Raw genomic sequence first — 24,004 nt, 5'->3', positions numbered from 1 at the left:
CTCAGGACCCTCCCTTCTTCTTCAACCTGGCCCGCTCCGCCCGGCGGCGATGGCCGGCCGCCTCCGCCGCCTCGCCCCGGCGGTCGGCGATCAGGGCCAGGGCGAGGAGCGCCTCGTCGTGGTCGGGGTCCAGATACACGGCCTTCTTGAAGGCGTCCTCGGCGCCCCGGCGATTGCCGACCGACTGGTAGAGCACGCCGAGCATCGCATAGACGGCCGCGGACCGTCTCGGTCCCTTCAGGTATTCGGTGCAGGCGGCGATCGCCTCGTCGGCCCGGTTCGCATTCGCCAGCTCGGTCGCGCGGGCGAGCAGCGACTCGACCTCCTCGCCCGCGAGGGCCGGAGGGGGGGCGGGGGGCTCCGCCGGGGCGGGGGGCTCCGCCGGGGCGGATGGCCGCGGCACGGGCCGGGCGGGACGCGACGTCGTGGGCGATGGGGGCGGCGGCGGCAGGAAGGCCGCCGGCCTCGCGGGCGCGGGCAGGGAGAGGGCACGCCGGTAGGCGAAGGCTCGGGGCTCGGCGGCCGGGGCGAAGTACGGCCCGCGGCCCGGCATGCCCAGCCGGTCGGCGTGGCCGATGACGAGCAGGCCGTCGGCCGCCAGGAGCCGGTCGAGCGTCGCCATCGCGGCGGCCTTCGCGGCGGCGTCCAGGTAGATGAGCAGGTTGCGGCAGAAGATCACGTCGTACGGGGCCTCGTGTCCGAGCAAGGCCCGGTCCAAGATGCTGCCGACATGGAACCGGACTCGGGATCGGAGCGCCGGGTCGATCTCGAAGCCGCGCGGGTGGCGGCGGAAGAAGCGGCCGCGATACGCGAGGTCGCCGCCGCGGAACGCATTGGCCGAGTAGACGCCGCGCCGCGCGGCCTCGACCTGCCGGGCGCTGACGTCCACGGCGTCCAGCCGATAGCGGTCGGGAGGCAGCCCGACCTCGGCCAGCGCGATCACCAGCGAATAGGGCTCCTCGCCCCCCGCGCAGGGGATGCTCAGCAGCCGCAATGGCGGGCGCTCCGGGCGGGCGATCCAGCCGGCCCGGACGTGCTCGCGGAGGTGGACGAAGGGGGCCTCGTCGCGGAAGAACCAGCTCTCCGGGATCACCACCTCCTCGACGAGCGACTGGAGCTCGTGCTCGGAGCGTTCGAGGAGCTCGGCGTAGGGCTCGGCCTGGGCCAGGCCGCGGTCGATCATCCGCAGCCTCACGGCCCGGGCGACCAGGTTCGACCCGACCGACGCCGGATCGAGGCCGATCCGGCCGGCGAGCATGGCCTCGATGCGTCTCATCGCGTCGGTCGACGTCATGGGCTCAGCTCCCCGCCGGCGTGCCGGCGGCACCCGGGGCGAAGAACGCGTCCTGGAGCGGCGGCTCCAGGATGTGCTCCGCGGCGACGAGCTGGACCATCTCCTGGCCGATCTCCACGATCGGCCCGAGGTAGGGCGACTGCGGGAGCTGCATCCGCGCCGAGATCATCTGCGCGGGCTTGACCGCCGAGACGTCGCTGACCTGCTCCGCGATCAGGCCGAGGAGCCGGCGCTGCCGGGCCGTCGCGGCGGCCTCGGCCTCCGGCGCGCGGGCGTCCACCAGGATGACTCGCGTGCTCAGCCGGTCGGCGGAGCGAGGCCCCCCGAACAGCAGGCCGAGGTCCACCACGGGGACGACCCGGCCGCGGTAGTCGAAGACGCCCACGAGGGACCCCGGCGCATGGGGCAGGGCCCTCAGCTCCACCCGGGGCACGACCTCCACGACCCGCTTCACGTCCACCGCGTAGCGGCTCCCCGCCGCCCGGAAGGTCAAGAGCAGCATGGCGTCCACGCCCGGCCGCGGGCGCCCTCCGGTGTCCCCCATGAACTCCCATGCCGGAGGGCAAGGCGAGTCCCGGTTCGATGGGTCGACGAGATCCCGCAGTGCCGATTGTCCGGGTGGCCGTGGTGGAAGCGAAGCGACACCACGGGACCGCGCGGGCTGGTCCCGAAGCGGGCGCCTTGCGCGCGGGCCACCGCGGTCCCGTGGCGTCGCCTTCGGCTCCGCCACAGCCACCCGGCCGCCGCTCCCGCGCCTTGTGGATCGCCCATGGCTCAAGCCCGTGAGAGGAAAGACGCGCCGCTCGTCCCCGCCCCGGGGGTCACCTCGGCCGACTGGCCGACGCTGAATCGGGAGACCTCCTCCTTCAGGCCGCCGACGGCCTCGCGGAGGTGGTCGGTGGCCTTGTTGAACTCGCGGAGCGAGACCGTGGTCTGCTGGGCCCCCTCGCTCAGCCGCATCATGGCCTCGCGGATCTGCTCGGCCCCCTGGGACTGCACCTTCATCCCCTCGGTCACGGAGTCGAACCGCTCGTCCAGGCCCTGGACCGAGCCGATGATCTGGCCGAGCTGGCCGCCGATCTTCTGCACGTCGGTGACGACGTTCCGCACCTGCTCGCTGAACTTGTCCATCTCCATCACGCCCGCGGAGACGCTGTACTGCATCTCCTTGACCATCCGCTCGATGTCCAGCGTGGCCACCGCCGTCTGGTCGGCCAGCCGCCGGATCTCCCGCGCGACGACCAGGAAGCCGAGGCCGTACTCGCCGGCCTTCTCCGCCTCGATGGCCGCGTTGATGGAGAGCAGGTTCGTCTGGTCGGCGACCTTGGTGATCGTCGTCACCACGAGGTTGATGTTGGCGGCCCGCTCGCTGATGACCGAGAGCTTGGAGCCGATCGAGCCGGTGCTCTCGGCGAGCTGCCGCATGGTCTGGTCCATGCCGCCGAGGCTCGCCTGCCCCCTCGCCGCCATCTGCGAGGCCTCGCGTGCGAGCAGGTTGACCTCGCTCATGGTCTCCACCAATTGCTTGCTCGTCGCCGAGATCTCGTTGACCGCCGCCGCCGCCTCGTTGGTGGAGGCGCCGTAGTCGTAGACGGTCTGCTCCTGCTGCTTGCTCGTCGCGGCGATCTCGGTCGCGGTGGACATGAGCGCGACGCTCGACTTCTGGATCCGGCCGATGAGCGACCGGAGGTCCGTGGTCATCTTGCGGATCGCCTGGAGCAGGATGCCCGCCTCGCCGGGGGCCTTGAGGTTGGCGCAGACGGCCGTCAGGTCGCCATCGGCCACGCGGTCGGCGATCAGGGCGGCCTCGCGGACGGGACGGGCGATCGAGCGGGCGACCCGCCAGGCGACCCACACCACGGCCGCGGTGGTCAGCGCCAGCAGCAGGCCGCTGAGCAGCCGCTGGCTGTAGATCGACTCGTACGCCTCATCCAGGTCCTGCTTGACCTGAAGGCCCCAGCGGAAGGCCGGGGCGTAGGTCCACGCGGCCAGGACGGGCTCGTCGCGGTAGTCGATCGCCCGGCCATAGCCGCGGTCCCCCTGGACGGCCTTCTGGGCCGCGGTGGACCGGTTCTCGCCCATCCGGATCTTGCGGGTGAAGGCGGCCTTCGGGTCGTGCCGCGTCGGGGTGACGAAGATCATCTGATCCCCCTTGCGGGTCACCGCCACGGTCTCGCCCTTCTCGCCCAGGCCGCTGAAGTCGCTGAAGATCCGGTAGAGCTCCCCGTTGCCCACCTGGAGCACCACCACGCCGATCACCGTCCCCTCCTTGAGGACGGGCTGGGCCAGGAACAGCGCCGGCTCATTCAGGCCGGGGTAGGTCTGATAGTCCGAGACCTCGGACTGGAGGAGCATCCGCGACCGCTCGAAGACTTCGGCGAACTCGGTGTCCTTGAGCGGCCCCGAGAGCAGCCGGTCCCCCACGTCCAGGTCGGCCTTGGTGCGGTACAGGAGCCGGCTGTCGGCGTCGAAGAGGTAGAGATTGGCGTAGCCGTAGGCCTCCATGTAGCCGAGGATCCACTGCCGGAAGAGCTTCTCCTTCTCCTGCCGGACCGCGTCGGTCAGCGTGCCCTTTGCCATCGCCGCCGACAGGTCCTCGATCGTCTGGGTGGTCCGGGGCGCCTGGCTAATTACCGCGATGTCGCCCCGGCGATTGCGGATGAAGTTGTCGAGCTGCGTGACCTTGGACGCGCCGACCGACAGGAGCTGGCTCCGCACCGAGCGCTCCAGCGACCGCACCGCCCGGTCGTTGTTCAGCAGCGTCAGGACGATGCACGGGATCAGCGAGATCGCCAGGAACCACAGCATCAGCCTGACGTTGATGCTCATGCGATCTCGAGACAGCCAGTTCCAGTTCATGGGGAATACCACCCTAGCGCCGATAGGTCCCGGTCCGTTGCGTGCCCGCCGCTGGATGCCCGCCGGGGGGGGCAATCCCACCCCCCGCCGACACCCCCGAGGTCGCCGGCCGCGGCGCGGGACGCCTCGCCAGCATCGCGGGCGGCCCGGCCGCCGGATCGCCCAGGGCCTGGGGGTTGAAGTCCTTGGTGCCCCATGTCGTGTAGAGCTTGTCCACGAACTCGGACCACTCCGCCCGGGTCCGGAACGCGGGGAAAGGCACGGGCCGGATCGGCTTCTCCAGGCTCCAGACGATGTCGAACTGGCCGTCGCCGCGGATCTTGCCGACGTGGAAGGGCCGCCAGGTGTGCTGAGTCCCCGCGTCGATCGACACGATCCCCTCCGGCGCGATTCGGCTCTCCCGCTGGATCGCCTTCCGCACCTCGTCCGTGGCGTCGGTCCCCGCCTCGTCCACGGCCAGGGCCCAGAGCCGGACTGCGTTGTACGCGGCCACGACCGTGTCGCCGGACATCCGTTCCTTGCCGTACTTCGCCTGGAACCGCTCCACGAACCTATGGTTCTCCTCGTTGTCGAGCGTCTGGAAGTAGCTCCACGCCGTGTAATCGCCCACCATGTCCTTGATCGGCAACGTCCGCAGCTCATCCTCCGTGATCGTGAACGAGATCACCGCCAGCTTCGACGGCGGAAGCCCGGCCGCGGCGAGCTGCTGATAGAACGCCTTGTTCGCATCCCCGAGCACCGTGCTGACGATCATGTCCGGCCCGGACGACCTGATCGCCTTAAGCATCTCCTCCATGCCGGAGCCGTCCATCCCGACGTACTTCTCGCCCACGGCCTGGGCGCCGATCGCCCGGAGCTGGTCCTTGACCAGGGCGTTCGAGGAATAGGACTGCACGTCCTGCGAGCCCGCCAGGAAGAACTTGCGGGCCTTCAGCTTCTCGAAACACCAGGTCACCGCGGGGATCACCTGCTGGTTGAGGATCGGCCCCGTGCAGACGACATTTGGAGAGACGTCCATGCCCTCATAATTCGAAGGGAACAGCAATAGGTGCCCCTTGTCTGCGACGACGTCGCGCAAGGACCGGCGGCACTGGCCGGTCAGGCCGCCGACGATGACGCTGACCTTCTCCCCCTCGATCAGCCGCAGGGCCTCCTTGGCGAACGTGGCCGGGTCGGAACGCCCGTCGGCCTCCACCGCCACGACCCGGCGCCCGAGGATGCCCCCCGCCGCGTTGATGTCCTCGATGGCCAGCAGCTCCGCGTCGATCAGCGACTTCTCGCTGATCTCCAGAGGGCCGGTCTTCGAATGCAGCAGCCCGATCTTGATCGGCGGCTCGGCTCGCCAGAGCAGGTAAGGCAAGCCCCACCACGCCGCCAGCGCCAACACCCCCAGCCCGATCATCCAGCCAAGCCAGCGTTTCATGCCTCGCCCCGCATCACCGCCCTCGATCCCTCCGCGCAGACTCCGCGCCCCGATTATATCCCACGCATGCTGCCGGGGCGTCCGTCGCCCGCAAAGCTTGCCCCATTTTCTCGGATTAACCCGCGCCAACCTACGGCCTGATCCCACGGACGTACGCCCCGGCGAACGAAAACCTGCGTGCGTCACGCCGCCCCATGCGTTAGAGTCGTCTGCAGAACGCCTCCGAGACGATCCGTCCCCTCGCCCGCCCGATTCCCGTCCGCGGGCCTCAACCGACGGAGAGCCCCCTCATGTGCCCATGGCGATCCCGCCGCCCGATCGCGCCGCCGGTCTTGCTCGCGGCCTGCGCGCTGGCCGCGACCGCATCGGCCGTGGGGTCCGAGGAGCCGGCGGCGGCCGATCGCGGCAATCTCGGCCGGTTCATGGACCGCTTCTGCGTCGAGTGCCACGGCGGCGAGGACCGCGCCGGAGGCCTGGCGATCGACGCGCTGGACGTCCGCGAGATCGGCCGCGACGCCAAGGACTGGGAGCGGGTCGTCCGCAAGCTCGAGACCCGCCAGATGCCCCCGCCATCCGCCGCGCGTCCCTCGGAACGGTCCTATCAGGCCGCCCTCGATGCGATCGTCGGCGTGCTCGACCGGGAGGCGACGGCCCACCCGCGTCCCGGCCGGACCGACACGTTCCGGCGGCTCAATCGGGCCGAGTACCAGGCCGCGATCCGCGACCTGCTGGCGGTCGAGATCGATGCCGCGGCCCTGCTGCCGCCCGACGAATCGAGCCGGGGCTTCGACAACATCACCGTGGGGGACCTGTCGCCGACGCTCCTGGATCGATACATCGCCGCGGCCCAGCGGATCAGCCGGCTGGCCGTCGGCGGCCCGGGCCGGGCGCCCGACGTGCAGACCTTCCGCGTCCGCGCGGACATCACCCAGGAGGAGCACGTCGAGGGCCTGCCGCCGGGCACCCGCGGCGGGGCCGTCTTCGCGTGCACGCTCCCCCGCGACGGCGACTATGAGGTCCAGCTCCGCCTCGCCCGCGACCGCAACGAGCACGTCGAGGGCCTGCACCGGGACCACGAGATCGAGGTCCTCCTGGACCGCGAGCGGAAGGCGCTCTTCACCATCAAGGCCCCCCGGTCCGAGGGCGACCACGCGACGGCCGACGCCCACCTGAAGGCCCGCTTCCGCGCGACCGCCGGCCCGCACCGGCTCGGCGTGACCTTCCCCCGGGAATCATCCTCCCTGATGGAGACGAAGCGGCAGCCCTATCAGGCCCACTTCAACACCCACCGGCATCCGCGTCGGACGCCCGCCCTCTTCCAGGTGACGCTCGAGGGTCCGCAGGAAGACCGCGGGCACGGCGACACCCCCAGCCGCCGTCGCCTCCTCGTCCGCGAGCCGGCCGGCCCGGACGACGAGGAGGCGTGCGCCCGGGCCGTCCTCGCCGCGCTGATGCGCAGGGCCTACCGCCGGCCGGTCGCCGAGGACGACTTCCGCAAGCCGATGGAGCTCTTCCGCACCGCCCGCGCCGAAGGGGATTTCGACGCCGGCATCGAGATGGCCCTGGCCGGCGTGCTCGTGAGCCCGGAGTTCCTCTTCCGGATCGAGCCCGACCCGCAGGGCGCCGCGCCGGGATCGGCCTACCGCGTGCCCGACGTCCCGCTCGCCTCGCGGCTCTCGTTCTTCCTCTGGAGCAGCATGCCGGACGACGAGCTGCTGGACCTGGCCGAGGCCGGCCGGCTCGCGGAGCCGGCGACGGTCGCCGCCCAGGCCCGGCGGATGCTCGCCGACCCGAGGTCGTCGAGCCTGACGACGAACTTCGCCGCCCAGTGGCTGCACCTGCGGAACCTCGACGCGATCACGCCGGACCTCCGCCTCTTCCCGGACTTCGACGACAACCTCCGCCAGGCCTTCCGCCGCGAGACCGAGCTCCTCTTCGATGACGTCCTCCGCCGCGACCGGAGCATCCAGGAGCTGATCCGGCCCGGACGGACCTACCTCAACGAGCGGCTCGCCCGGCACTACGGGATCCCCCACGTCGCGGGGAGCCGCTTCCGCCCCGTCGAGCTCGCCGGGGGAGGGAGCCGGGACGCGGCCGAGGCCGGCCCCATGCGGGGCGGCCTGCTCCGGCAGGGGAGCATCCTCACGGTCACGTCGTATGCCACGCGGACCTCGCCCGTGATCCGCGGCAAGTGGATCCTGGAGAACCTCCTGGGGACGCCCCCGCCGCCGCAGCCGGACAACGTCCCCGCGCTCAAGGATAAGACCGTCTCGGCGTCCCTCTCGGTCCGCGACCGCCTGGCGGAGCACCGCGCGGACGTCGCCTGCGCCGGCTGCCACGCGATCCTGGACCCGCCGGGGTTCGCCCTGGAGAACTACGACGCCGTCGGCCGCTGGAGGGGCGCCGAGGAGGGCCGGCCGATCGACGCGACCGGCGGCCTGCCCGACGGCCGATCGTTCGAGGGCGTCGCCGGCCTGGAGCGGGCCCTCGTGGAGCGGCCCGAGGTCCTCGCCACGGCGCTGACGGAGAAGCTGCTGACCTTCGCGCTGGGCCGCGGCGTCGGGCCGTCGGACGCGCCGGCCGTCCGCCAGATCGTCCGCGCCGCCCGCGCGGACGGCTACCGCCTGTCGTCCCTGATCGTGGGCATCGCCACCAGCACGCCGTTCCGGATGAGGAGCGCCCGATGATCGTCACCAAGAAGGCCCTGCCGCGGCGGACGTTCCTCCGGGGGCTGGGCGCGGCCGTCTCGCTGCCGCTGCTGGACGCCATGGTCCCCGCCATGACGGCCGCCGCGGCGACGCCCGCGAGCCCGGCGAAGCTCCGGCGGCTGGGGTTCGTCTACATGCCCATGGGCTGCGACATCACCCGGTGGACGCCGCCCGGGGACTCGCTCGACGAACTCTCGCCGATCCTGGACTCGCTGAAGCCGGTCCGGCAGCACGTCGCGGCGATCTCCAACCTGGAGCTGCGGAACGCCTATCCCGGCACCCATGCCACGTCCAACAGCGCCTTCCTGAGCGCCGCCCGCGCGAAGCACACGGAGAGCACGGACTACTACCTGGGCACGACCGTGGACCAGGTCGCCGCCCGGGCCCTGGGCGAGCAGACGCCCCTGCCGTCGCTCGAGATGGCGATGGACCTGCTCTCGGTGGTCGGCCAGTGCGACAACGGATATGCGTGCGTCTATCAGAACAACCTCTCCTGGTCGTCGCCGACGACGCCCTTGCCGGCGGAGGCCCACCCGCGGATCGTCTTCGAGAGGCTCTTCGGCGAGGGGGGCACGGCCGCCGACCGCCGCGCCGCGCTGCGGCGCCGGGCCAGCCTGCTGGACGCCGTGGCCGACGACCTGGCCCGGCTCCGCGGCCGGCTCGGGCCGGCGGACCGGGACCGCGTGGGGCGGTATCTGGACACCGTCCGCGATGTCGAGCGGCGGATTCACCGGGCCGAGCTCGCCGCCAGGGACGGCGCCCTGCCGGACCTGGACCGGCCGGCGGGCGTGCCGGCCTCGTACGCGGAGCACGCCCGGTTGATGTTCGACCTCCAGGCCCTGGCCCTCCAGGGGGACGTCACCCGCGTGATCACCTTCCAGCTCGCCCGCGAGACGAGCGGCCGGACCTACCCGGAGATCGGCGTCCCGGACTCGCACCACCCGCTAACCCACCACGGCAACGACCCGGCGAAGATCGCCAGGATGGCGAAGATCAACGCCTTCCACGTCGGCCTCTTCGCCGACTTCCTCCGGAAGCTCGCCGACACGCCCGAGGGGGCCGGCAGCCTCCTGGACCACTCGCTCTACCTCTACGGCAGCGGGATGGGCAACCCGAACGTCCACGACCACACCAACCTGCCCATCCTGGTGGCCGGCGGGGCGGCCGGCAAGATGCGCGGTAATCGGCACATCCGCTTCGACCGGCCCGTCCCGCTGGCCAACCTCCACCTGACCCTGCTCGACAAGGTCGGCGTCCGGCTCGACGCCTTCGCCGACAGCCGCGGCAAGATCGACGACCTCTTCGAGCCCGTCACGCTATGATGACGCGACTACGCATCGAGGTGGCCATCGTCGGGCTGATGCTGGCGGCGATCGCCCCCGCCGCCTCGGCCGACGACGACGCCCCGCTGGCCGACGCCATGGAGCGGGGCGACGGGGCGGCCGTCCGCGCCCTGCTCGATCGCCATGCGGACCCGAACCGCGCCCAGCCGGACGGGATGACGGCACTGCACTGGGCCGCGAGTCGCGACGACACCGAGAACGCCGGCCTGCTGATCCGGGCCGGGGCGGACGCGAAGGCCGCCAACCGGTACGGCGTCACGCCGCTTTCCCTGGCGGCCGAGAACGGCAATGCGGCGATCGTCGCCCTGTTGCTCGACGCCGGCGCGGATCCCAACGCCGCGCTCCGCGGCGGCGAGACGCCGCTGATGACCGCCGCCCGCGCGGGGCGGCCCGAAGCGGTCAAGGCGCTGATCGACCGCGGGGCCGACGTCAACGCGAGGGAGCGACGCGGGCAGACGGCCCTGATGTGGGCCGCCGCGGAGGGGCACGAATCGGTCGTCCGGATCCTCCTGGCCGCGAAGGCCGATTTCCGCACGCCGCTCGCCTCCGGCTTCACGCCGCTGGCCTTCGCCGCCCGCGAGGGCCGCATCGGCGCCGCCCGTGCGCTGCTGAAGGCCGGGGCCGACGTCAACGAGCCCATGCAGCCTCGCGAGAGGGGGAACGACCGATCCCCGGCGAAGGGGACCACGCCCCTGATCCTGGCCGTCGAGAACGGCCACTTCGAGCTGGCCGCGATGCTCCTGGACGCCGGCGCCGACCCGAACGACCAGCGATCCGGATTCACGCCACTTCACATGCTTACCTGGGTGCGCAAGCCCCCTCGGGGCGACGACGCCTCCGGCGACCCGCCCCCCATCGGCTCCGGCAGGCTGACCAGCCTGGAGCTCGTCGGCGTCCTGGCGAAGCACGGCGCCGACGTCAACGCGCGGCTGCGGCGCGGGGCGTCCGGCGCGGGGGTCCTCGGCCGCGCCGGGGCCACCCCGTTCCTGCTCGCCTGCATGACCGCGGACGTCCCCTACATGAAGGAATTGCTCCGCCTCGGCGCCGATCCCCGGATGCCCAACGACCGCGGCAGCACCCCGCTGATGGCCGCCGCCGGCCTCGGCTGCCTGGCCCCCGACGAGGAGGCCGGCACCGAGGACGAGGCCATCGAGGCCGTCGAGATCCTGCTGGCGCTCGGCAACGACATCAACGCCGTCGACCGCGACGGCGAGACCCCGATGCACGGCGCCGCCTACAAGAACTTCCCCCGCGTGGTCTCCCTCCTCGCCGCCCGCGGCGCGAAGCCCGCGGTCTGGAACCGTCCCAACGCCCACCACTGGACGCCGCTCTCGATCGCGGAGGGCCACCGCCCGGGCAACTTCAAGCCGTCCCCCGAGACCCTGGACGCCCTCCGCCGCGCCCTGCCATCGACGGATGCCCGGGCGAGCCGCGAAGGATGAGCGACCGACGGCCGCCGATCGAACCCTCCGGTCCCCGGCTCCGGGCCGCTTTTGTCTAGTTAGGCATCGACGGGATCGGCCTGAAATGCCATCATGAGCCCCTTCATCGCGCCCCGCCCCCTGGCTGCGCCGATCCTCCCGAGCAGGAGTCCACTCCGTGGCGACGACCGCGATCGACCGAGACCGGATCCTGGCCGAGCTGGCGATGCGGACGGGGCTGGCGTCGGCCGAGGGCGTGACGACGGCGATGGCGGAACAGGGGGGGCGGCCGCTGGGTGACGTCCTCGTCGAGAGGGGAGATCTGGAGGAGTCGGATCGCTCGGCGCTGGAGCACCTCGCCGAGTCGAGCCTGGTGGCGAGGGGGGGGGATGCTGGCGGCGTCCTGTCCGGGTTCGACGCCATCGCGAACTGGTCCGGGTGGGACTCGGCCATCGCCAGCGGGATGGCGTCGATCGCCCGCCGGCGGGCCGGGTTGACCGGCCGGGACGATGGGGATCCCGGCCCGGAGGCGGAAGGGCAGGGGGCGGCCCGCGCGTCGGACGGGGAGGGGAGATTTCGGGCGCTGCGGCTGCACGCGCGGGGCGGCCACGGCGAGGTCTTCGTCGCCCGCGACGAGGAGCTGAATCGCGAGGTGGCGCTCAAGCGACTCCAGCCCCGCTACGCCGGCCGGGCCGACCACCGGGCGCGGTTCCTCGTCGAGGCCGAGGTCACCGGCCGGCTCGAGCATCCGGGCATCGTGCCCGTCTACAGCCTGGGCGCGGACGCGGATGGGCGGCCCTTCTACGCGATGCGGTTGGTCCGCGGGGAGACCTTCCAGGCGGCGATCGACGCCTTCCACCGGGCCGACCTCCCTCCCCATGGGCGGACGCTCGGCCTCCGGAAGCTGATCGGCCGGCTGATCGACGCCTGCCAGGCGATCGCCTACGCCCACAGCCGGGGCGTGCTGCATCGGGACCTGAAGCCGAGCAACGTCATGCTCGGCGGCTTCGGCGAGACCCTGATCGTCGATTGGGGCCTGGCGCGGGCCCGCGGCGCGGAGTCGCCCGGGGACCGGCCCGCGGAAGACCCCGAGGGCCCCCTGATCGCCTCAACCTCGGGGGCCTCGGAGACGGCCGAGGGCGCCCTCTCCGGCACGCCGGCCTTCATGAGCCCGGAGCAGGCCAGCGGCGCCTCGAGCCGGATCGGGCCGGCGACGGACGTCTACGGCCTGGGGGCCATCCTCTACGTCCTCCTGACCGGCCGGATGCCGCTGGGCGAGGGGCAGTCTCCCGTCGTCCTGCTGGGCCGAGCCCGCCGCGGCGAGGTCGTCCCGATCCGGTCGGTCCGGACGGACGTCCCGCCGGCGCTGGCGGCGATCGGCGCGAAGGCGATGGCCCTCCGCCCGGAAGACCGCTATGAATCCGCCCTGGCCCTGGCCGACGACCTGGAGCGGTGGCTCGCCGACGAGCCGGTCTCCGCCCATCACGAGCCGTGGTCGGCACGCCTGGCACGCTGGCGACGACGGCACGGCACCCTCGTCACGGCGGCCTCGGCGGTCCTGATCGCCACGGTCATCGGGCTGGCGATCGGCGCCTCGGCCATCAACGCGGAGCGGGCCGTCGCCGTCGCCGACCGCGACCTGGCCCGCCGCGAGCACGACCGGGCCGAGCAAGAATTCCGGCGCGCCCGACGCGCCGTGGATGATTCGTTCACGCGGGTCAGCCAGGAGGTCCTGCTGGACGTCCCCGGCCTCCAGGCGCTCCGCAAGGACCTGCTCTCCTCCGCCCGCGGCTTCTACGAGGAGTTCGTCCTCGATCGGGGCCAGGATCCCTCGGTCCGCGCCGACCTCGCCGAGACCCATTCCAGGCTGGCCGGGATCGCCCAGCTCCTGGGCCGGGGCGAGGAGGTCGTGGCCGAATACGAGGCGGCCGTCCGCCTCCGCGAATCGCTCGCGAGCGAGCGGGGGAGCCCGGGAGTTGGAGACGATGAGGAAGGGCGGCAGGCCCGACTCGCGCTGGCCCTGGACCTGGACCGCCTGGGCGTGGCCCTCCTGGATAGCCGCTCCGACCTGGCCCGCTCGAGGCAGCTCACCGAGCGTGCCATCTCGATCCTCGAGGCGATCGGGGATCGCGGCGGCGACCGGGTGCGGGACGTGCTCGCCGGGGCATACGCCAACCTCGGCTCGCTCAGCCAGTTCGAGGGCCGGGCCGGGGCGGGGCTGCCGCTGATCCTCCGAGGGATCTCGATCCGCGAGGAGCTGGCGCGCAGGACTCCCGGCGACCGGCCTCTCCGCTTCGGGCTGGCCCGGATGCTCATCAACCTGGCGCTCCTCTACAAGCAAGCCGGGCCGGATTCCGCGGCCCGCTCGGCGATGGAGCGCGCCGTCGAGATCCTGGAGGGGCTGCACCGCGATCGCCCCGAGGCGGCCCGCGACACCCTGACGCTGGTCACCGCCCTGGACGACCTGGGCCGCCTCGACTTCGACTCGTTCGACCTCGAGCCGGCGCGGCGGCATCTCGGCCGCGCACGCGACCTGATCACCGGGCTCGTCCGGGAGAATCCGCGGGCGGTCGAGTACCGGGCCTCCGAGGGGTCGATCGACAACATCCTGGCCAATCTCGAGCGGCGGAGCGGCCGCCCGGACGTCGCCGCGCGGCACGCCGCCGCGGCACGCGACCTGTTCGAAGGCCTGGCTCGCGAGCACCCCGGCGACCTCGAATACCGCGACGCCCTCTCCCAGGCCTGGAACGTCACCGGGAGGCTGGACGCGACGGCCGGGCGCCGGAGGGAGGCCCTCGCCGCCTTCGACCGGGCCGCCGGCCTCCTGGCCGAGGCGACCGGCCGATTCCCAGCCCGCCACTACAACGCCGCCTGCAACACCGCCCTGGGCCTGCCGCTCGTCGCCGCCGACCCCGTGCACCCGACCGCGGCCGAAGGCCGGGAGATCGAAGCCCGGGCCGGCCGGGCCGTCGCGTCGCTCCGGGCCGCCGCGGCGTCCGGATTCACGAATGTTGATACTTACCTCGCCGACGACGACCTGCATCCCCTCCGTTCCCGCCCCGACTTCCGCGACTTCCTGGCGGGCCTGCTGGCGCCGGGCTTTCCGGCACGCCCGTTCGCGCCGTGAACCCGCGGGGCTCAACGTGGGGACGCAACCGCCCCCTGCCGAGGTCGTCCCCCCATGCCAGGCCACGGCAAGGATCGCCGGGCGACGACCGGGCCGGGTCCTTCGCGGGCCCGCCCGGTGTTGCTCCCCGCACGGATCAGGCGTCCGGCCCTCAGTTCGGCGACGCGTGCCGGGACCCGCTGCTGGCTCCGTTGCCGGCGTGGGCGCGATCGAGATTGCGGCGGATGGCGTCCAGCCGGGGCGCGCCGGCGATGTAGCGCCGGTAGGGATAGGCCAGGCGGAGCAGGTCCACGTCGTTAGACCCCGTCTCGGCGGCGGCCCGATCGAGGAGGTCCAGGAACCGGTCCAGCCCCTCCTCGGGGAGGTGCGCCCGGGTCATGAACTGCTTCAGATCGGTCAGGCCCCGCGACGTGGTGGCGACGGCCGTCGCGGAGGAGGAGGACGAGGATGCGGATGCGGCCGGTGCCGCGGCCCGCGACGCCGGCGCCTCCGCGGGGGCAGGGGTGGGGGCCGATGCCGATGCCGACGCCGCGGCCGCGGCGGTCGTCGACGGGGTCGCGGCCGTCCCGCCGGCCGACGGGCCGCTGGTGGCGGCCGCATCGCGGTTGCGGCGGCCCGCCTCGATGGCCTGGACGAGCTGGTCCTGGGCCTCGGCGACGTAGGCGTTCCAGTCGGTGGAGAAGTCCTGGCGGAAGGCCTCGATGTAGCCGGGCTCGTACTGGCGGGACATCCACTTCAACTGGTGGAAGACCCGGTGCCCCAGCGTCTGGAGCTCCTCGGTGGTGTCATTGTCCCGCTCGTGGGCCGCCTGGTAGCAGCGGAAGCGGCCGATCCAGACCTTGAGGCGGGCGTACTGCTCGAGCTTGCCGAGGTTCGCGTACGCGTTCAGGCCGGCGTCCACCTCGTGGGCCAGGAGCTGGAGCTGGCCGCCGGGGAAGTGGCTCTCCGCATCCCAGAGCAGGCGGTCCTCCGCGGCGAACCGCTCCGCCAGCTCCGGCAGCAGGCGGTCGAGCTCCTTGCGGAGCTGGCGATACTGGTCCAGGGCCGTCCGCAGCTCGCGGCGGGCCTCGTCCACCTCGCGGGCGATCTCCTCGAGGTCGGCCCGGGACTGCTTGCGGATCCGCTCGATCTCGGCCTGCGAGGTGGAGATCAATTGCTCGGCGTCGCCCTGCGATTCGAGCGACGACTTGAACTGGGCGAGCTTCCGGACCAGGTCCTTCAGGAGCTGCTCATCGGCGTCCGCCTGCTCGAGCGCCTTGAGGCTCGCCGGGCGGGCCGTCCGCAGCCGCTCGACGGCGTGCCGGGCCCGCAACTCGGTCGCGCGGAACTGGTCCGCGGCCTGCTGGATCTCGCCCTCAATCTTCCTCGCGCGGGTCTTCGCCTCGGCCTGGCGGACTAACTCCGCCAGCCGTTCCAGGGATGGAGTCATGTTCGGTCTCGTTTCAGGCTTTACCATGAGGAGGGTCGCGCCGGGGAGGGGGGGGCCGTGGGGCGGCCTGCCGCCGCCCGTCCGGCACGCCGGCCCGGGGCCGACGCATGGGACTGCGTGAACGCTTTTTAGGAATGCATAAATATTTACGGGTTTTTGGAGGGTGGGATCGACCGGGTGGCTCCGGGCCCGGGGGGTTGAGCACCACGAGATCATCATACACCCGCGCCGGCGCCAGGTGAACCCGGCGGCGGGTCGCGGCGCGGAGAGCCCGGGCGATACCGGTCCCAGTCGATCCCGAGCTTGCGCATCCGCGAGCGGAGGGTGTGGGGATTGACCCCCAGGCGATCCGCGGCGCCGCCGGGCCCTTCGATGCGGCCCTCGGTCCGGGCCAGGACCCTCTCGATGTGCCGTGCCGCCGCCCGATCCAGGGTCAGGTCGACGTCCGGGCCCGCCGCGGCCGCCACCCTGCGAACCGCCGCCGGGCCGGACGCCGGGCGGACGGAGGCGCCGAGCGCCCGCGCGATCTCGAGCCGGCGGCCCTCGCCCAGGATCGCCGCCCGCTCGATCACCGCCGCCAGCTCCCGGATGTTCCCCGGCCACGGATAGGCCAGCAGCAGGCCGATGTCCTCCGTCGTGGCGACCAGCGGCGGCAGGCCGAGCCGCCGGGCCGCCCGCAGCGCGAAGTGCGAGGCCAGCGCGGGGACGTCCGGCAGGCGATCCCTCAGCGGGGGGAGATGGATCGGGAAGACCGCCAGCCGATACCAGAGGTCCTGGCGGAATTCCCCCAGGCCCACCGAGCGTTCCAGGTCGCGGTTCGTCGCCGCCACGATCCGGACGTCCACGTGCCGCGGCTTCTCGCCCCCGACCCGCTCGAACTGGCCATCCTGGAGGATGCGGAGCAACCGGACCTGGGCCGCCAGCGGCAGCTCGCCGCATTCGTCGAGGAAGAGCGTCCCGCCGTCGGCCCGTTCGAACCACCCCCGGCGATCCGCCACCGCCCCGGTGAAGCTCCCCCGCTCGTGCCCGAACAGCTCCGAATCGACGAGATCCGCCGGGATCGCCCCGCAGTTCACCCGCAGGAACGGCCCGGCCGACCGCCTCGAGCGGACGTGGATGGCCCGCGCCACCACCTCCTTGCCGGAGCCCGTCTCCCCCAGGATCAGCACGGGCGCATCGGCCGGCGCCACGAGCTGGATGTGCTCCATCACCTCCTTCAGGCCCGTCTCCGCCCCGATGATCGACTCCGAGATGTCATGCCGCCCCAGCCTCGACAGCAGGGACCGATTCTCCGCCTCCACCGCCTCCCGCAGGGCCACCAGCTCACGGACCCGCCGGTCGTTCTCGAGCGCCACCGCGAACGGGTCGATGAGCTCCGCCGCCAGCGTCTCGTGCCCCTCGCCGAAGGCCCTGGGCGACTGCGAGGCCAGGATCAGGGCCCCGAGCAGCCCATCCTCGGCGACCAGCGGAGCCACCAGGCAGGAGCCTTCCAGTCCTTCAGGCAAGAGCCGGGGCAAGGCCGGCCGCAGGGCCGCCGCCAGCCCCCTCCTGATCGTCCCCGACCGGCACCACGCCACCAGCCGCACCAGGTCGTCGCCCGCGCAGTCCGACTTCATCCCGGGCGACGTCCGGCCCGGCCGGACCAGCCCCATCGCCACCGTCTCCACCACGCCCCGCGCCGGGTCCACCTGCCGGACGATCAGCTCGTCCACCGGCAGGCTCCCCACCAGCAGCGGCGTCACCCGCGTCACCGACTCCTCGATCGCGATGTGCCGGCAGACCTCGCGCCAGACCTCCAGCAACACGCTCTGGAACGAAGGACTCGCCATTCCACGACCTCACGCCCCGAGAGGGCGAGGCTCCAGCCGAGCCCCCACGCGGCTCGGCGGGAGCCTCGCCATCCCAGGAAATAACACGGGCGCCGTGAAATATCACGGCCTTACCCATGAAATATCACGGCAAAGTCCTGCGCTGTCCAGCCCGGCGCGTGGAAATCTCAAGTAATCTGATCAGATTTCCGGGTTTTCCCGGGAGATCGGACGGGGAAGGCGGCCTGGGACCCGCCGAGGGGGGTTTGCGGCATCGATCTTGCTCCGATCGTGCGGCTCTTTCGGAAGAGATCTTCCTCATCCTCGAGCGACGAGGCAAGCCGAGGATGGATGGGCCAGCCCGGGATGGAGCGGGGAAATTGATGAGGGGTCGCAATTTGCGAGCGATGGTGGGGACAGTCCGCCTGCTGGCCGGGTTCCTGGCCGTGAGCACGATGGTTTCGGGCTGCGGCGGATCGGGCGGGGCCGATAGCGATACCGTGAAAATCGGCGCGTATTCGGTGGTCAATGAGGTCTTCCACGACGGCCTGATCCCCGCCTTCAAGGCGAAGTGGAAGGAGAAGACCGGCAAGGACGTGGACTTCCAGGAGTCCTACCAGGCCTCCGGCGCCGCCGCCCGATCGATCGCGGCCGGGTTTGACGCCGATCTCGCCGTGCTCTCGCACAGCGGGGACATGGAAACCCTGGTGAAGGCGGGCAAGGTGAAGTCCGACTGGGCGGCCGGGGCGGACAAGGGGATCCTGACGAACAGCCTGGTGGTGATCGGCGTCCGGGGGGGAAATCCGAAGGGGATCAAGGACTGGGCCGACCTGGCGAGGCCGGGCGTCGGGGTCCTCTATCCCGACCCGAAGACCTCCGGCGGGGCGCGCTGGAACATCAACGCCATCTATGGAGGGGCGGCGATCGCGGCCCGCAAGGACGGGCAGACGATCGAGCAGGCGACGGCCGACCCGTCGGTCCGCGACCTGGTGGCGAAGGTCCAGGCAAATGTCGTGAACATGGACCCTTCCGGCCGCCAGAGCATGGCGAACTTTGCCGAGCGTGAGACGGGCGACGCCGTCGTGACGTACGAGAACGAGATCCTTCTCCGCGGCAAGCAGGGAAAGCCGATAGAGTATGTGGTCCCGCCCGCGACGCTCCTGATCGAGAGCCCCGCGGCGATCGTGGACAGCTCGGTGGATCGGCACGGCAACCGGGCGCTGGTGGAGGCGTTCGTCGAGTTCCTGCGGTCCGCCGAGGGCCAGAAGATCTTCGCCGATTACGGCTTCCGGCCGGTGAGCCCGGACGTCAAGAAGGCCGACCTGCCGGCGCCGAAGACGCCGTTCACGATGGCCGACCTTGGAGGCTGGGCCCGGGTGGAGGGAGAGCTCTACGGGGCGAAGGGCCTCTGGACGACCATCGTCGCCGAGCGTCCCGCCGGCGGCCAGGGGAAGTGAGCCGATGTCCAGCCAGGCCCCGACCGTCTCTCGACGGGCCACCACGCCCGACCTGATCCTCCGCTGGAGCACCCTCTCCTACCTGGCGATCATGGTCGCCCTGCCGATGCTGGCGCTCGCCGTCCAGGCCGCCCGGCCGGGCTTCCGCCCGTTCTGGGAGGCCGTGACCGACCCGACCGCCTGGCATTCGCTCAAGCTCACGTTCCTGACCGCGGCGATCATGGTCGCGATCAACGCCGTCACGGGGACGGCCACGGCCTGGGTGCTCGTCCGCTACGACTTCCCGGGCCGGACGATCGTCAACGCCCTGATCGACCTGCCGTTCGCCGTGCCCACGGTGGTCACCGGCGTGATGCTCGTCATCCTGTATGGCCCCTCCAGCGTCGTCGGCACGGTGCTCGGCAAGTTCGGCTGGGGGGTGATCTACCGCCAGCCGGGCGTCGTCCTGGCCCTCCTCTTCGTCACCTATCCGTTCGTGATCCGGAGCGTCCAGCCGGTCCTCATGGAGCTGGACCGGGCCGAGGAGGAAGCGGCCACGATCCTCGGCGCCGGGCCGTGGACGACCTTCCGCAAGATCATCCTGCCGGCGCTCTGGCCCTCGATCGTGACCGGCTCGGCCCTCTCGTTCAGCCGGGCCCTGGGCGAGTTCGGCAGCGTGATCCTGGTCGCCGGCAACCACCCGCTCCTGACCAAGACCGCGCCCCTGTACATCTACGGCGAGATCGAGAGCGGCAACCGCCACGGGGCGCTCGCCGTCTCCGCGGTCCTGCTGATCTGCTCGCTGACCATCCTCGTCGGGATCAACGCCTTGCAGGGCAGGAAGGGCGAGGACCATGGCGAGTGACCTGGGCCTGGGGCTGCACCGCGAAGCCGCGATGGCGCCGCCGAAGCCCGTCGCGCGCGGGGCCTGGGGCCGGCGGCTCCTGCTGACGGCGGTCCTCGGCTGGTTCGCGATCCTGATCCTGGTGCCGACGATCGCCCTGGCCCGCCAGGTCTTCCTCGGCGGGCTCAGGCCGTTCTTCGACGCCCTGGCCTTGCCCGAGGTTCGCCGGGCCTTCGGCATGACGATCGGGATCACGGCGATCGCGACCGTGGTCAACACGGTCTTCGGCGTGGCCTTCGCGCTGGTGCTGACCCGCCAGCGGTTCCTGGGCCGGGCCCTGGCCGATTCCGTGGTCGACATGCCGTTCGCGATCTCGCCGATCGTCGCCGGCCTGATGCTGATCCTCCTGTATGGCCCCGACGGCTGGTTCGGGCGGTGGCTCGAGCCGCACGGCGTGAGGGTCGTCTACGCGGTGTCGGGCATGGTCCTGGCGACCATGTTCGTCACCGTCCCGTTCGTGGTCCGCGAGCTCGTCCCGGTGCTCCGGGAGCTCGGCGAGGAATACGAGCAGGCCGCCCACACGCTGGGCGCCGGGCGGTGGCGGACGTTCTGGAGCGTGACGCTGCCGTCGATCCGCTGGGGCGTCGCCTATGGCGTGACCCTGACGGTCGCTCGGTCGCTCGGCGAATTCGGCGCCGTGCTCGTGGTCTCCGGCAACGTGATCGGCCACACCCAGACGGCCACGCTCTACGTCGAGCAGGGCGTGGAGAGCTTCCGGCCCGAAGGGGCCTACGCCGCCAGCCTCGTCCTGGCGGCCGCCTCGTTCGTCCTCCTTGTGGGCATGGAATACGTCCGCAAGCACCTCGAGGGGGGCAAGGACAAGGAGCATCGCTCATGATCGGCTCGAACCTGATCAAGGCCAGGACCCGGGGACGGTCCTCCGCCCGGACGCCGCACGGCCTTTCACGCCCGGCGACAATGACCTGGGAGCCCCGCGACGCCCGCGGCTTCTCCTCCACGATCCTCCCGTACGAGCCGACATCCCAGAAGGAGACCGCGGTGGCCATCGAGGTCCGCAACCTGTCCAAGCGCTACGGCGCGTTCCAGGCCGTGAAGGACGTCTCGTTCGAGGTGCCCGCCGGGCAGCTCGTGGCGCTCCTGGGCCCCTCCGGCTCCGGCAAGAGCACGATCCTGCGGATGATCGCGGGGCTGGAGACGGCGGACACCGGTCACGTGGTCCTGACCGGAGAGGACGCCACCAGGATGCCCGTGCAGGAGCGCGGGGTCGGCTTCGTCTTCCAGCACTACGCCCTGTTCCGCCACATGACCGTGCGGGACAACATCGCCTTCGGCCTGAAGGTCCGCAAGCTGCCGAAGGCCGACATCAAGGCCCGCGTCGACGAGCTGCTCGAGCTGGTCCAGCTCACCGGCTATTCCCGGCGGCTGCCGTCGCAGCTTTCCGGCGGCCAGCGCCAGCGGGTGGCCCTGGCGCGGGCGCTCGCGCCGCGGCCCAAGGTGCTGCTCCTGGACGAGCCCTTCGGCGCGCTCGACGCCAAGGTCCGCGACGAGCTCCGGGCCTGGCTCCGGAAGCTCCACGACGAGGTCCACGTCACGAGCCTCTTCGTCACCCACGACCAGCGCGAGGCGTTCGAGGTCTCCGACCAGTTGGTCGTCCTCAACGAGGGACGCGTGCAGCAGGCCGGCTCGCCCCAGGAGCTTTACGAGCGGCCCAACAGCCCGTTCGTGGCCTCGTTCCTGGGCCAGGTGAATATCCTGCCCTTGGGGACGATCGCGCCGCATGATCCGCCTCGGGACGTCACCGCGGGCGACCCGCTCCTGCTGGCCGGGGCCGAGGCCGCGGCCGACGCCCAGATTTATGTCCGCCCCCACGACATGGAGATCCACCGCGAGCGCAACGGCCGCCCCGCCTGGCGGGCCGTCGTCACCCGCGTCACGCCTTTGGGCGGCGCCGCGCGGCTCGACCTGACGATCGACGACTCGCACGGCATCCAGCTCGAGCTGCCGAGCGACCGCCTCGCCGGCCTCAACCTCCACGCCGGCGACGCCGTCTTCGTCGTCCCCCGCGTCGCCAACATCTTCGACCCCCACTCCCGGACCTTCCAGCCGGTCGGCGGCGGGACCGACGCGGCACTCTAAGCGCATCGGCCATGAGATTGCCCCGCATCCGCCTGACCGTGCGACAGATGATGGCCCTGGTGGCCGTCGCGGCGGTTGTCCTCGCCCTGGTTCATGGCGCCCGAGAGCTCGTCGCGCCATCGGACTGGGTCGATGTCACCGTGCGGAATGTCCCGCCGGGACTTCGCCAGATCTACCTCATCGCGGATGGTCCGGACGGGCCGAGGGCATTCAACTGGTACTTCGACAAGCTGCTGGCCTGGACGGAGTCCTCTCAGCTCGGTCAGAACTGGTATCGCAACCCCCCATCAGGTCAGCGGTTCGGCCACGTGCAGTGGCCGCTCGCCGGGCGGTACGGCGCCGTGGCGCAACGCTCGGACGGGACGTGGGAGCTGTGGTGGCTTGGGCCCGACGATCTCCGGGGGCCGTCCGCCATGAGATACATCGCGGGCGGAGGGACGGCGGAGGTTCGAATCCCGGACGAGTCGCGGGCCACGTCCCCCACGCCGGAGTTCCTGAAGCAGCTCGGGCTGCCCGATCGGCCGCGGGGCACGCCGTGAGATTTGTCGCCGGACCCTGTAAGCGCCGGTCCTCCCGGGTAAACTGCGGCTCCCGCCGAGTCGGGCCAGCGGTGCCGATCCGTGGAAGCTGCACCAGCAGATCCGGCGGCACGGGGCATCGACGACCGGCATGCCTCCGATCCTCGTCTACGAGGATCCGGACGGTATCCTCGAGACCACCGATGGAGTCACCCACGCCACGCGAATCGCCAAGCTATCGCCCGGCCTGACGGTGCCGATCGTGGTCATCGGCCAGTATCGCCGGAGTCGGTTCAGTTCCCCTTGCGTGAAGGATCGGTTGTGAACGCCAGCGAGACCCGGGCGGAGGTCTTCGCCGCCCTCCAGGGACTGAACGAGATCATCCCCGAGATGCGTGCCGGCCAGCTCCTGGCCGCGGTCGGGGAGCTGTGCTCGGATCTCCACGGGCGCGGCCTCTGGGATGCCGATGATGACGAGTTGCTCGAAGCGGTATGGCAGTTCCGCCGCAACGACGAGGCCGCCGCGACCGCCAGCCGCCAGGGCGCCTGACATCGCGATCCCGCAAACCTGCCTGGGGCAGTCGCCGGCAGGTCGCGTCAGGTGGAATGAAGGCACAGCCGCGGGAAGCAACGCAGCTCAACGACTCAACTTCCCTGCGCGTCGATCAGCGATCCAGCGCTCGCTTCCGCTCGCCATCGCGACGTTTCATTCGATCACGCCCACGAGCTGAAGGTAGATGAGGGGGCCGGGATCCGCGACAACGATCATGATGCCCGAGCGTCCCGCAGGGCTTCCACCTCGTCGTGAAACTCCTGGAGCGTCTGCCCGTATTCGATCCCGTGACGCCTGAGCAGGTCGTCGGTCTCATATCGGTCCAGGTCCAGGGCCTGGCTGAGACGAGCCTGAGGGATCTTCCCCTCGCGATAGAGCCGGACGAGAAAGCTCACCTTCGCGTCGCCGGCGATGTCCAGGCCCTTGGCGCGGAGCAGCCGCTCAATGTCTTCGGGGATCTCGAAGATGACGCTCATACCTTCCTCCGTCGCGATCTGTGCCGCCATCTCAGGTGCATCCTCTCGCCTCCTTCATCGTACCACATCGCATGGGGTATGATGGGGATGGTGCGGTGACGGATCGCTCGGTCCCTCCAGCACGATCGGCAGGCCGCCGATGGCCAGATCCCGGATCCTCCGTTGGATTTGCTCGAAGTCTCCGCCGGAGGAAACAGCCTGGGGCGCGATTCTCGGACTGTGGGCCGGCCCGATCCTGGGTTTTCTCTACTCGTGTGCCCGCATCGGCCCGCCGGGGGTGCTCTGGTTTCAGGGGAAGGGGGGCGAGACGATCCTGACACCTCGCGGCAGGGGAATCCTCAGCGTCGTCTTCCTCGCCGGATCTTACGCGGGGATCTTCGGCGGGTGGGCGATCGCGTCCTGGTATCGACGCAAGTTTGCCGCCACGAAGCCACCGTGCGAGGCCATGGCCGATGAGATGTGGGACAGGGACTGCGACGGGTAGAGGGCCCGAACGACGAGGGATGGTCCGGAACGGCCAAGGTGGATGTTGAGACTCCTTGCGCCCTCGCAGACTCTCCGGGTGGCCGTGGTGGGCGGCGGGTCCAACGCGGCACTCGGAGTATGTGA

19 protein-coding genes are annotated in these 24,004 nt (G+C 71.5%); 12 read left to right on the top strand and 7 right to left on the bottom strand.

The window, feature by feature from the left end; translation table 11 throughout:
• Position 1: 1 nt before the first annotated feature.
• The 4 genes from G6O54_RS13565 to G6O54_RS13550 all read right to left on the bottom strand — a co-directional run bounded on the left by G6O54_RS13565 (position 2) and on the right by G6O54_RS13550 (position 5,576).
• Positions 2–1,294, bottom strand: coding sequence for a CheR family methyltransferase (locus tag G6O54_RS13565; protein WP_250846876.1), 1,293 nt, complete (start codon positions 1,292–1,294; stop codon positions 2–4).
• Positions 1,295–1,298: 4 nt separating this feature from the next.
• Positions 1,299–1,838, bottom strand: coding sequence for a chemotaxis protein CheW (locus tag G6O54_RS13560; protein ID WP_250846875.1), 540 nt, complete (start codon positions 1,836–1,838; stop codon positions 1,299–1,301).
• Positions 1,839–2,068: 230 nt separating this feature from the next.
• Positions 2,069–4,123: a methyl-accepting chemotaxis protein gene (locus G6O54_RS13555; RefSeq protein ID WP_250846874.1), complete on the bottom strand. Its 2,055-nt coding sequence runs from the start codon at positions 4,121–4,123 to the stop codon at positions 2,069–2,071.
• 43 nt (positions 4,124–4,166) lie between these two features.
• A complete protein-coding gene (locus G6O54_RS13550; RefSeq protein ID WP_165226123.1) occupies positions 4,167–5,576 on the bottom strand; it encodes an urea ABC transporter substrate-binding protein in 1,410 nt (469 codons plus the stop codon).
• A 290-nt stretch (positions 5,577–5,866) separates the two neighbouring features.
• On the opposite strand from G6O54_RS13550, the gene G6O54_RS13545 reads away from it, so the two are divergent.
• The 4 genes from G6O54_RS13545 to G6O54_RS13530 all read left to right on the top strand — a co-directional run bounded on the left by G6O54_RS13545 (position 5,867) and on the right by G6O54_RS13530 (position 14,175).
• A complete protein-coding gene (locus tag G6O54_RS13545) occupies positions 5,867–8,263 on the top strand; it encodes a DUF1592 domain-containing protein (protein WP_165226121.1) in 2,397 nt (798 codons plus the stop codon).
• Positions 8,260–9,606 (top strand): DUF1552 domain-containing protein, encoded by a 1,347-nt coding sequence (locus G6O54_RS13540; protein ID WP_165226119.1) that lies wholly within the window; start codon positions 8,260–8,262, stop codon positions 9,604–9,606. The genes G6O54_RS13545 and G6O54_RS13540 overlap by 4 nt, the downstream gene beginning before the upstream one ends.
• Positions 9,603–11,069 (top strand): ankyrin repeat domain-containing protein, encoded by a 1,467-nt coding sequence (locus G6O54_RS13535; RefSeq protein WP_250846873.1) that lies wholly within the window; start codon positions 9,603–9,605, stop codon positions 11,067–11,069. Before G6O54_RS13540 ends, G6O54_RS13535 begins: the two co-directional genes overlap by 4 nt.
• Positions 11,070–11,226: 157 nt before the next feature.
• Positions 11,227–14,175: a serine/threonine-protein kinase gene (locus tag G6O54_RS13530; protein WP_165226117.1), complete on the top strand. Its 2,949-nt coding sequence runs from the start codon at positions 11,227–11,229 to the stop codon at positions 14,173–14,175.
• Positions 14,176–14,326: 151 nt separating this feature from the next.
• Here G6O54_RS13530 and G6O54_RS13525 read toward each other — a convergent pair whose 3' ends face one another.
• Both G6O54_RS13525 and G6O54_RS13520 read right to left on the bottom strand, forming a co-directional pair.
• Positions 14,327–15,604 (bottom strand): hypothetical protein, encoded by a 1,278-nt coding sequence (locus G6O54_RS13525; RefSeq protein ID WP_165226115.1) that lies wholly within the window; start codon positions 15,602–15,604, stop codon positions 14,327–14,329.
• 215 nt (positions 15,605–15,819) lie between these two features.
• Positions 15,820–17,433 (bottom strand): sigma-54 interaction domain-containing protein, encoded by a 1,614-nt coding sequence (locus tag G6O54_RS13520; RefSeq protein ID WP_165226113.1) that lies wholly within the window; start codon positions 17,431–17,433, stop codon positions 15,820–15,822.
• A gap of 362 nt (positions 17,434–17,795) precedes the next feature.
• Here G6O54_RS13520 and G6O54_RS13515 point away from each other — a divergent pair, with 362 nt between their 5' ends.
• The 7 genes from G6O54_RS13515 to G6O54_RS13485 all read left to right on the top strand — a co-directional run bounded on the left by G6O54_RS13515 (position 17,796) and on the right by G6O54_RS13485 (position 22,916).
• Positions 17,796–18,869, top strand: coding sequence for a sulfate ABC transporter substrate-binding protein (locus G6O54_RS13515; protein ID WP_205678773.1), 1,074 nt, complete (start codon positions 17,796–17,798; stop codon positions 18,867–18,869).
• A gap of 4 nt (positions 18,870–18,873) precedes the next feature.
• The gene (cysT, locus tag G6O54_RS13510) at positions 18,874–19,713 is read left to right on the top strand and encodes a sulfate ABC transporter permease subunit CysT (protein WP_165226111.1); all 840 of its coding nucleotides are present in this window, start codon (positions 18,874–18,876) and stop codon (positions 19,711–19,713) included.
• Positions 19,703–20,590 carry a sulfate ABC transporter permease gene (locus G6O54_RS13505; protein WP_165226109.1) on the top strand — a complete coding sequence of 296 codons (888 nt, stop codon included), beginning with the start codon at positions 19,703–19,705 and terminating at the stop codon, positions 20,588–20,590. Before cysT ends, G6O54_RS13505 begins: the two co-directional genes overlap by 11 nt.
• Positions 20,591–20,751: 161 nt before the next feature.
• Positions 20,752–21,849 (top strand): sulfate/molybdate ABC transporter ATP-binding protein, encoded by a 1,098-nt coding sequence (locus G6O54_RS13500; RefSeq protein WP_165226185.1) that lies wholly within the window; start codon positions 20,752–20,754, stop codon positions 21,847–21,849.
• 11 nt (positions 21,850–21,860) lie between these two features.
• Positions 21,861–22,388, top strand: coding sequence for a hypothetical protein (locus G6O54_RS13495; RefSeq protein ID WP_165226107.1), 528 nt, complete (start codon positions 21,861–21,863; stop codon positions 22,386–22,388).
• A 130-nt stretch (positions 22,389–22,518) separates the two neighbouring features.
• Positions 22,519–22,692 carry a hypothetical protein gene (locus G6O54_RS13490; RefSeq protein ID WP_165226105.1) on the top strand — a complete coding sequence of 58 codons (174 nt, stop codon included), beginning with the start codon at positions 22,519–22,521 and terminating at the stop codon, positions 22,690–22,692.
• The gene (locus G6O54_RS13485; protein WP_165226103.1) at positions 22,689–22,916 is read left to right on the top strand and encodes a hypothetical protein; all 228 of its coding nucleotides are present in this window, start codon (positions 22,689–22,691) and stop codon (positions 22,914–22,916) included. Before G6O54_RS13490 ends, G6O54_RS13485 begins: the two co-directional genes overlap by 4 nt.
• Positions 22,917–23,131: 215 nt before the next feature.
• On the opposite strand, the gene G6O54_RS13480 is transcribed toward G6O54_RS13485, so the two are convergent.
• The gene (locus tag G6O54_RS13480; protein ID WP_165226101.1) at positions 23,132–23,425 is read right to left on the bottom strand and encodes a UPF0175 family protein; all 294 of its coding nucleotides are present in this window, start codon (positions 23,423–23,425) and stop codon (positions 23,132–23,134) included.
• Positions 23,426–23,534: 109 nt separating this feature from the next.
• Between G6O54_RS13480 and G6O54_RS13475 the strand changes: the two genes are divergently transcribed.
• On the top strand, positions 23,535–23,879 hold the full coding sequence (locus G6O54_RS13475) for a hypothetical protein (RefSeq protein ID WP_165226099.1): 345 nt from the start codon (positions 23,535–23,537) through the stop codon (positions 23,877–23,879).
• Positions 23,880–24,004: the final 125 nt, after the last annotated feature.

Origin of the sequence: Aquisphaera insulae, from assembly GCF_011064615.1 — a bacterium.
In the GTDB taxonomy this organism is placed as follows: domain Bacteria; phylum Planctomycetota; class Planctomycetia; order Isosphaerales; family Isosphaeraceae; genus Aquisphaera; species Aquisphaera insulae.
The sequence above is the reverse complement of the archived record's forward strand: the minus strand, read 5'-3'. Positions and strand labels throughout refer to the sequence as shown.

Coding starts and splice junctions, on each gene's coding strand:
- G6O54_RS13560 (WP_250846875.1), bottom strand. CDS start 1,838: ATGGGGGACACCGGAGGGCGCCCGCGGCCGGGCGTGGACGCCATGCTG.
- G6O54_RS13520 (WP_165226113.1), bottom strand. CDS start 17,433: ATGGCGAGTCCTTCGTTCCAGAGCGTGTTGCTGGAGGTCTGGCGCGAG.
- G6O54_RS13490 (WP_165226105.1), top strand. CDS start 22,519: ATGCCTCCGATCCTCGTCTACGAGGATCCGGACGGTATCCTCGAGACC.
- G6O54_RS13475 (WP_165226099.1), top strand. CDS start 23,535: ATGGCCAGATCCCGGATCCTCCGTTGGATTTGCTCGAAGTCTCCGCCG.
- G6O54_RS13505 (WP_165226109.1), top strand. CDS start 19,703: ATGGCGAGTGACCTGGGCCTGGGGCTGCACCGCGAAGCCGCGATGGCG.
- G6O54_RS13545 (WP_165226121.1), top strand. CDS start 5,867: ATGTGCCCATGGCGATCCCGCCGCCCGATCGCGCCGCCGGTCTTGCTC.
- G6O54_RS13525 (WP_165226115.1), bottom strand. CDS start 15,604: ATGACTCCATCCCTGGAACGGCTGGCGGAGTTAGTCCGCCAGGCCGAG.
- G6O54_RS13495 (WP_165226107.1), top strand. CDS start 21,861: ATGAGATTGCCCCGCATCCGCCTGACCGTGCGACAGATGATGGCCCTG.
- cysT (WP_165226111.1), top strand. CDS start 18,874: ATGTCCAGCCAGGCCCCGACCGTCTCTCGACGGGCCACCACGCCCGAC.
- G6O54_RS13480 (WP_165226101.1), bottom strand. CDS start 23,425: ATGGCGGCACAGATCGCGACGGAGGAAGGTATGAGCGTCATCTTCGAG.
- G6O54_RS13535 (WP_250846873.1), top strand. CDS start 9,603: ATGATGACGCGACTACGCATCGAGGTGGCCATCGTCGGGCTGATGCTG.
- G6O54_RS13515 (WP_205678773.1), top strand. CDS start 17,796: ATGAGGGGTCGCAATTTGCGAGCGATGGTGGGGACAGTCCGCCTGCTG.
- G6O54_RS13550 (WP_165226123.1), bottom strand. CDS start 5,576: ATGAAACGCTGGCTTGGCTGGATGATCGGGCTGGGGGTGTTGGCGCTG.
- G6O54_RS13540 (WP_165226119.1), top strand. CDS start 8,260: ATGATCGTCACCAAGAAGGCCCTGCCGCGGCGGACGTTCCTCCGGGGG.
- G6O54_RS13565 (WP_250846876.1), bottom strand. CDS start 1,294: ATGACGTCGACCGACGCGATGAGACGCATCGAGGCCATGCTCGCCGGC.
- G6O54_RS13555 (WP_250846874.1), bottom strand. CDS start 4,123: ATGAGCATCAACGTCAGGCTGATGCTGTGGTTCCTGGCGATCTCGCTG.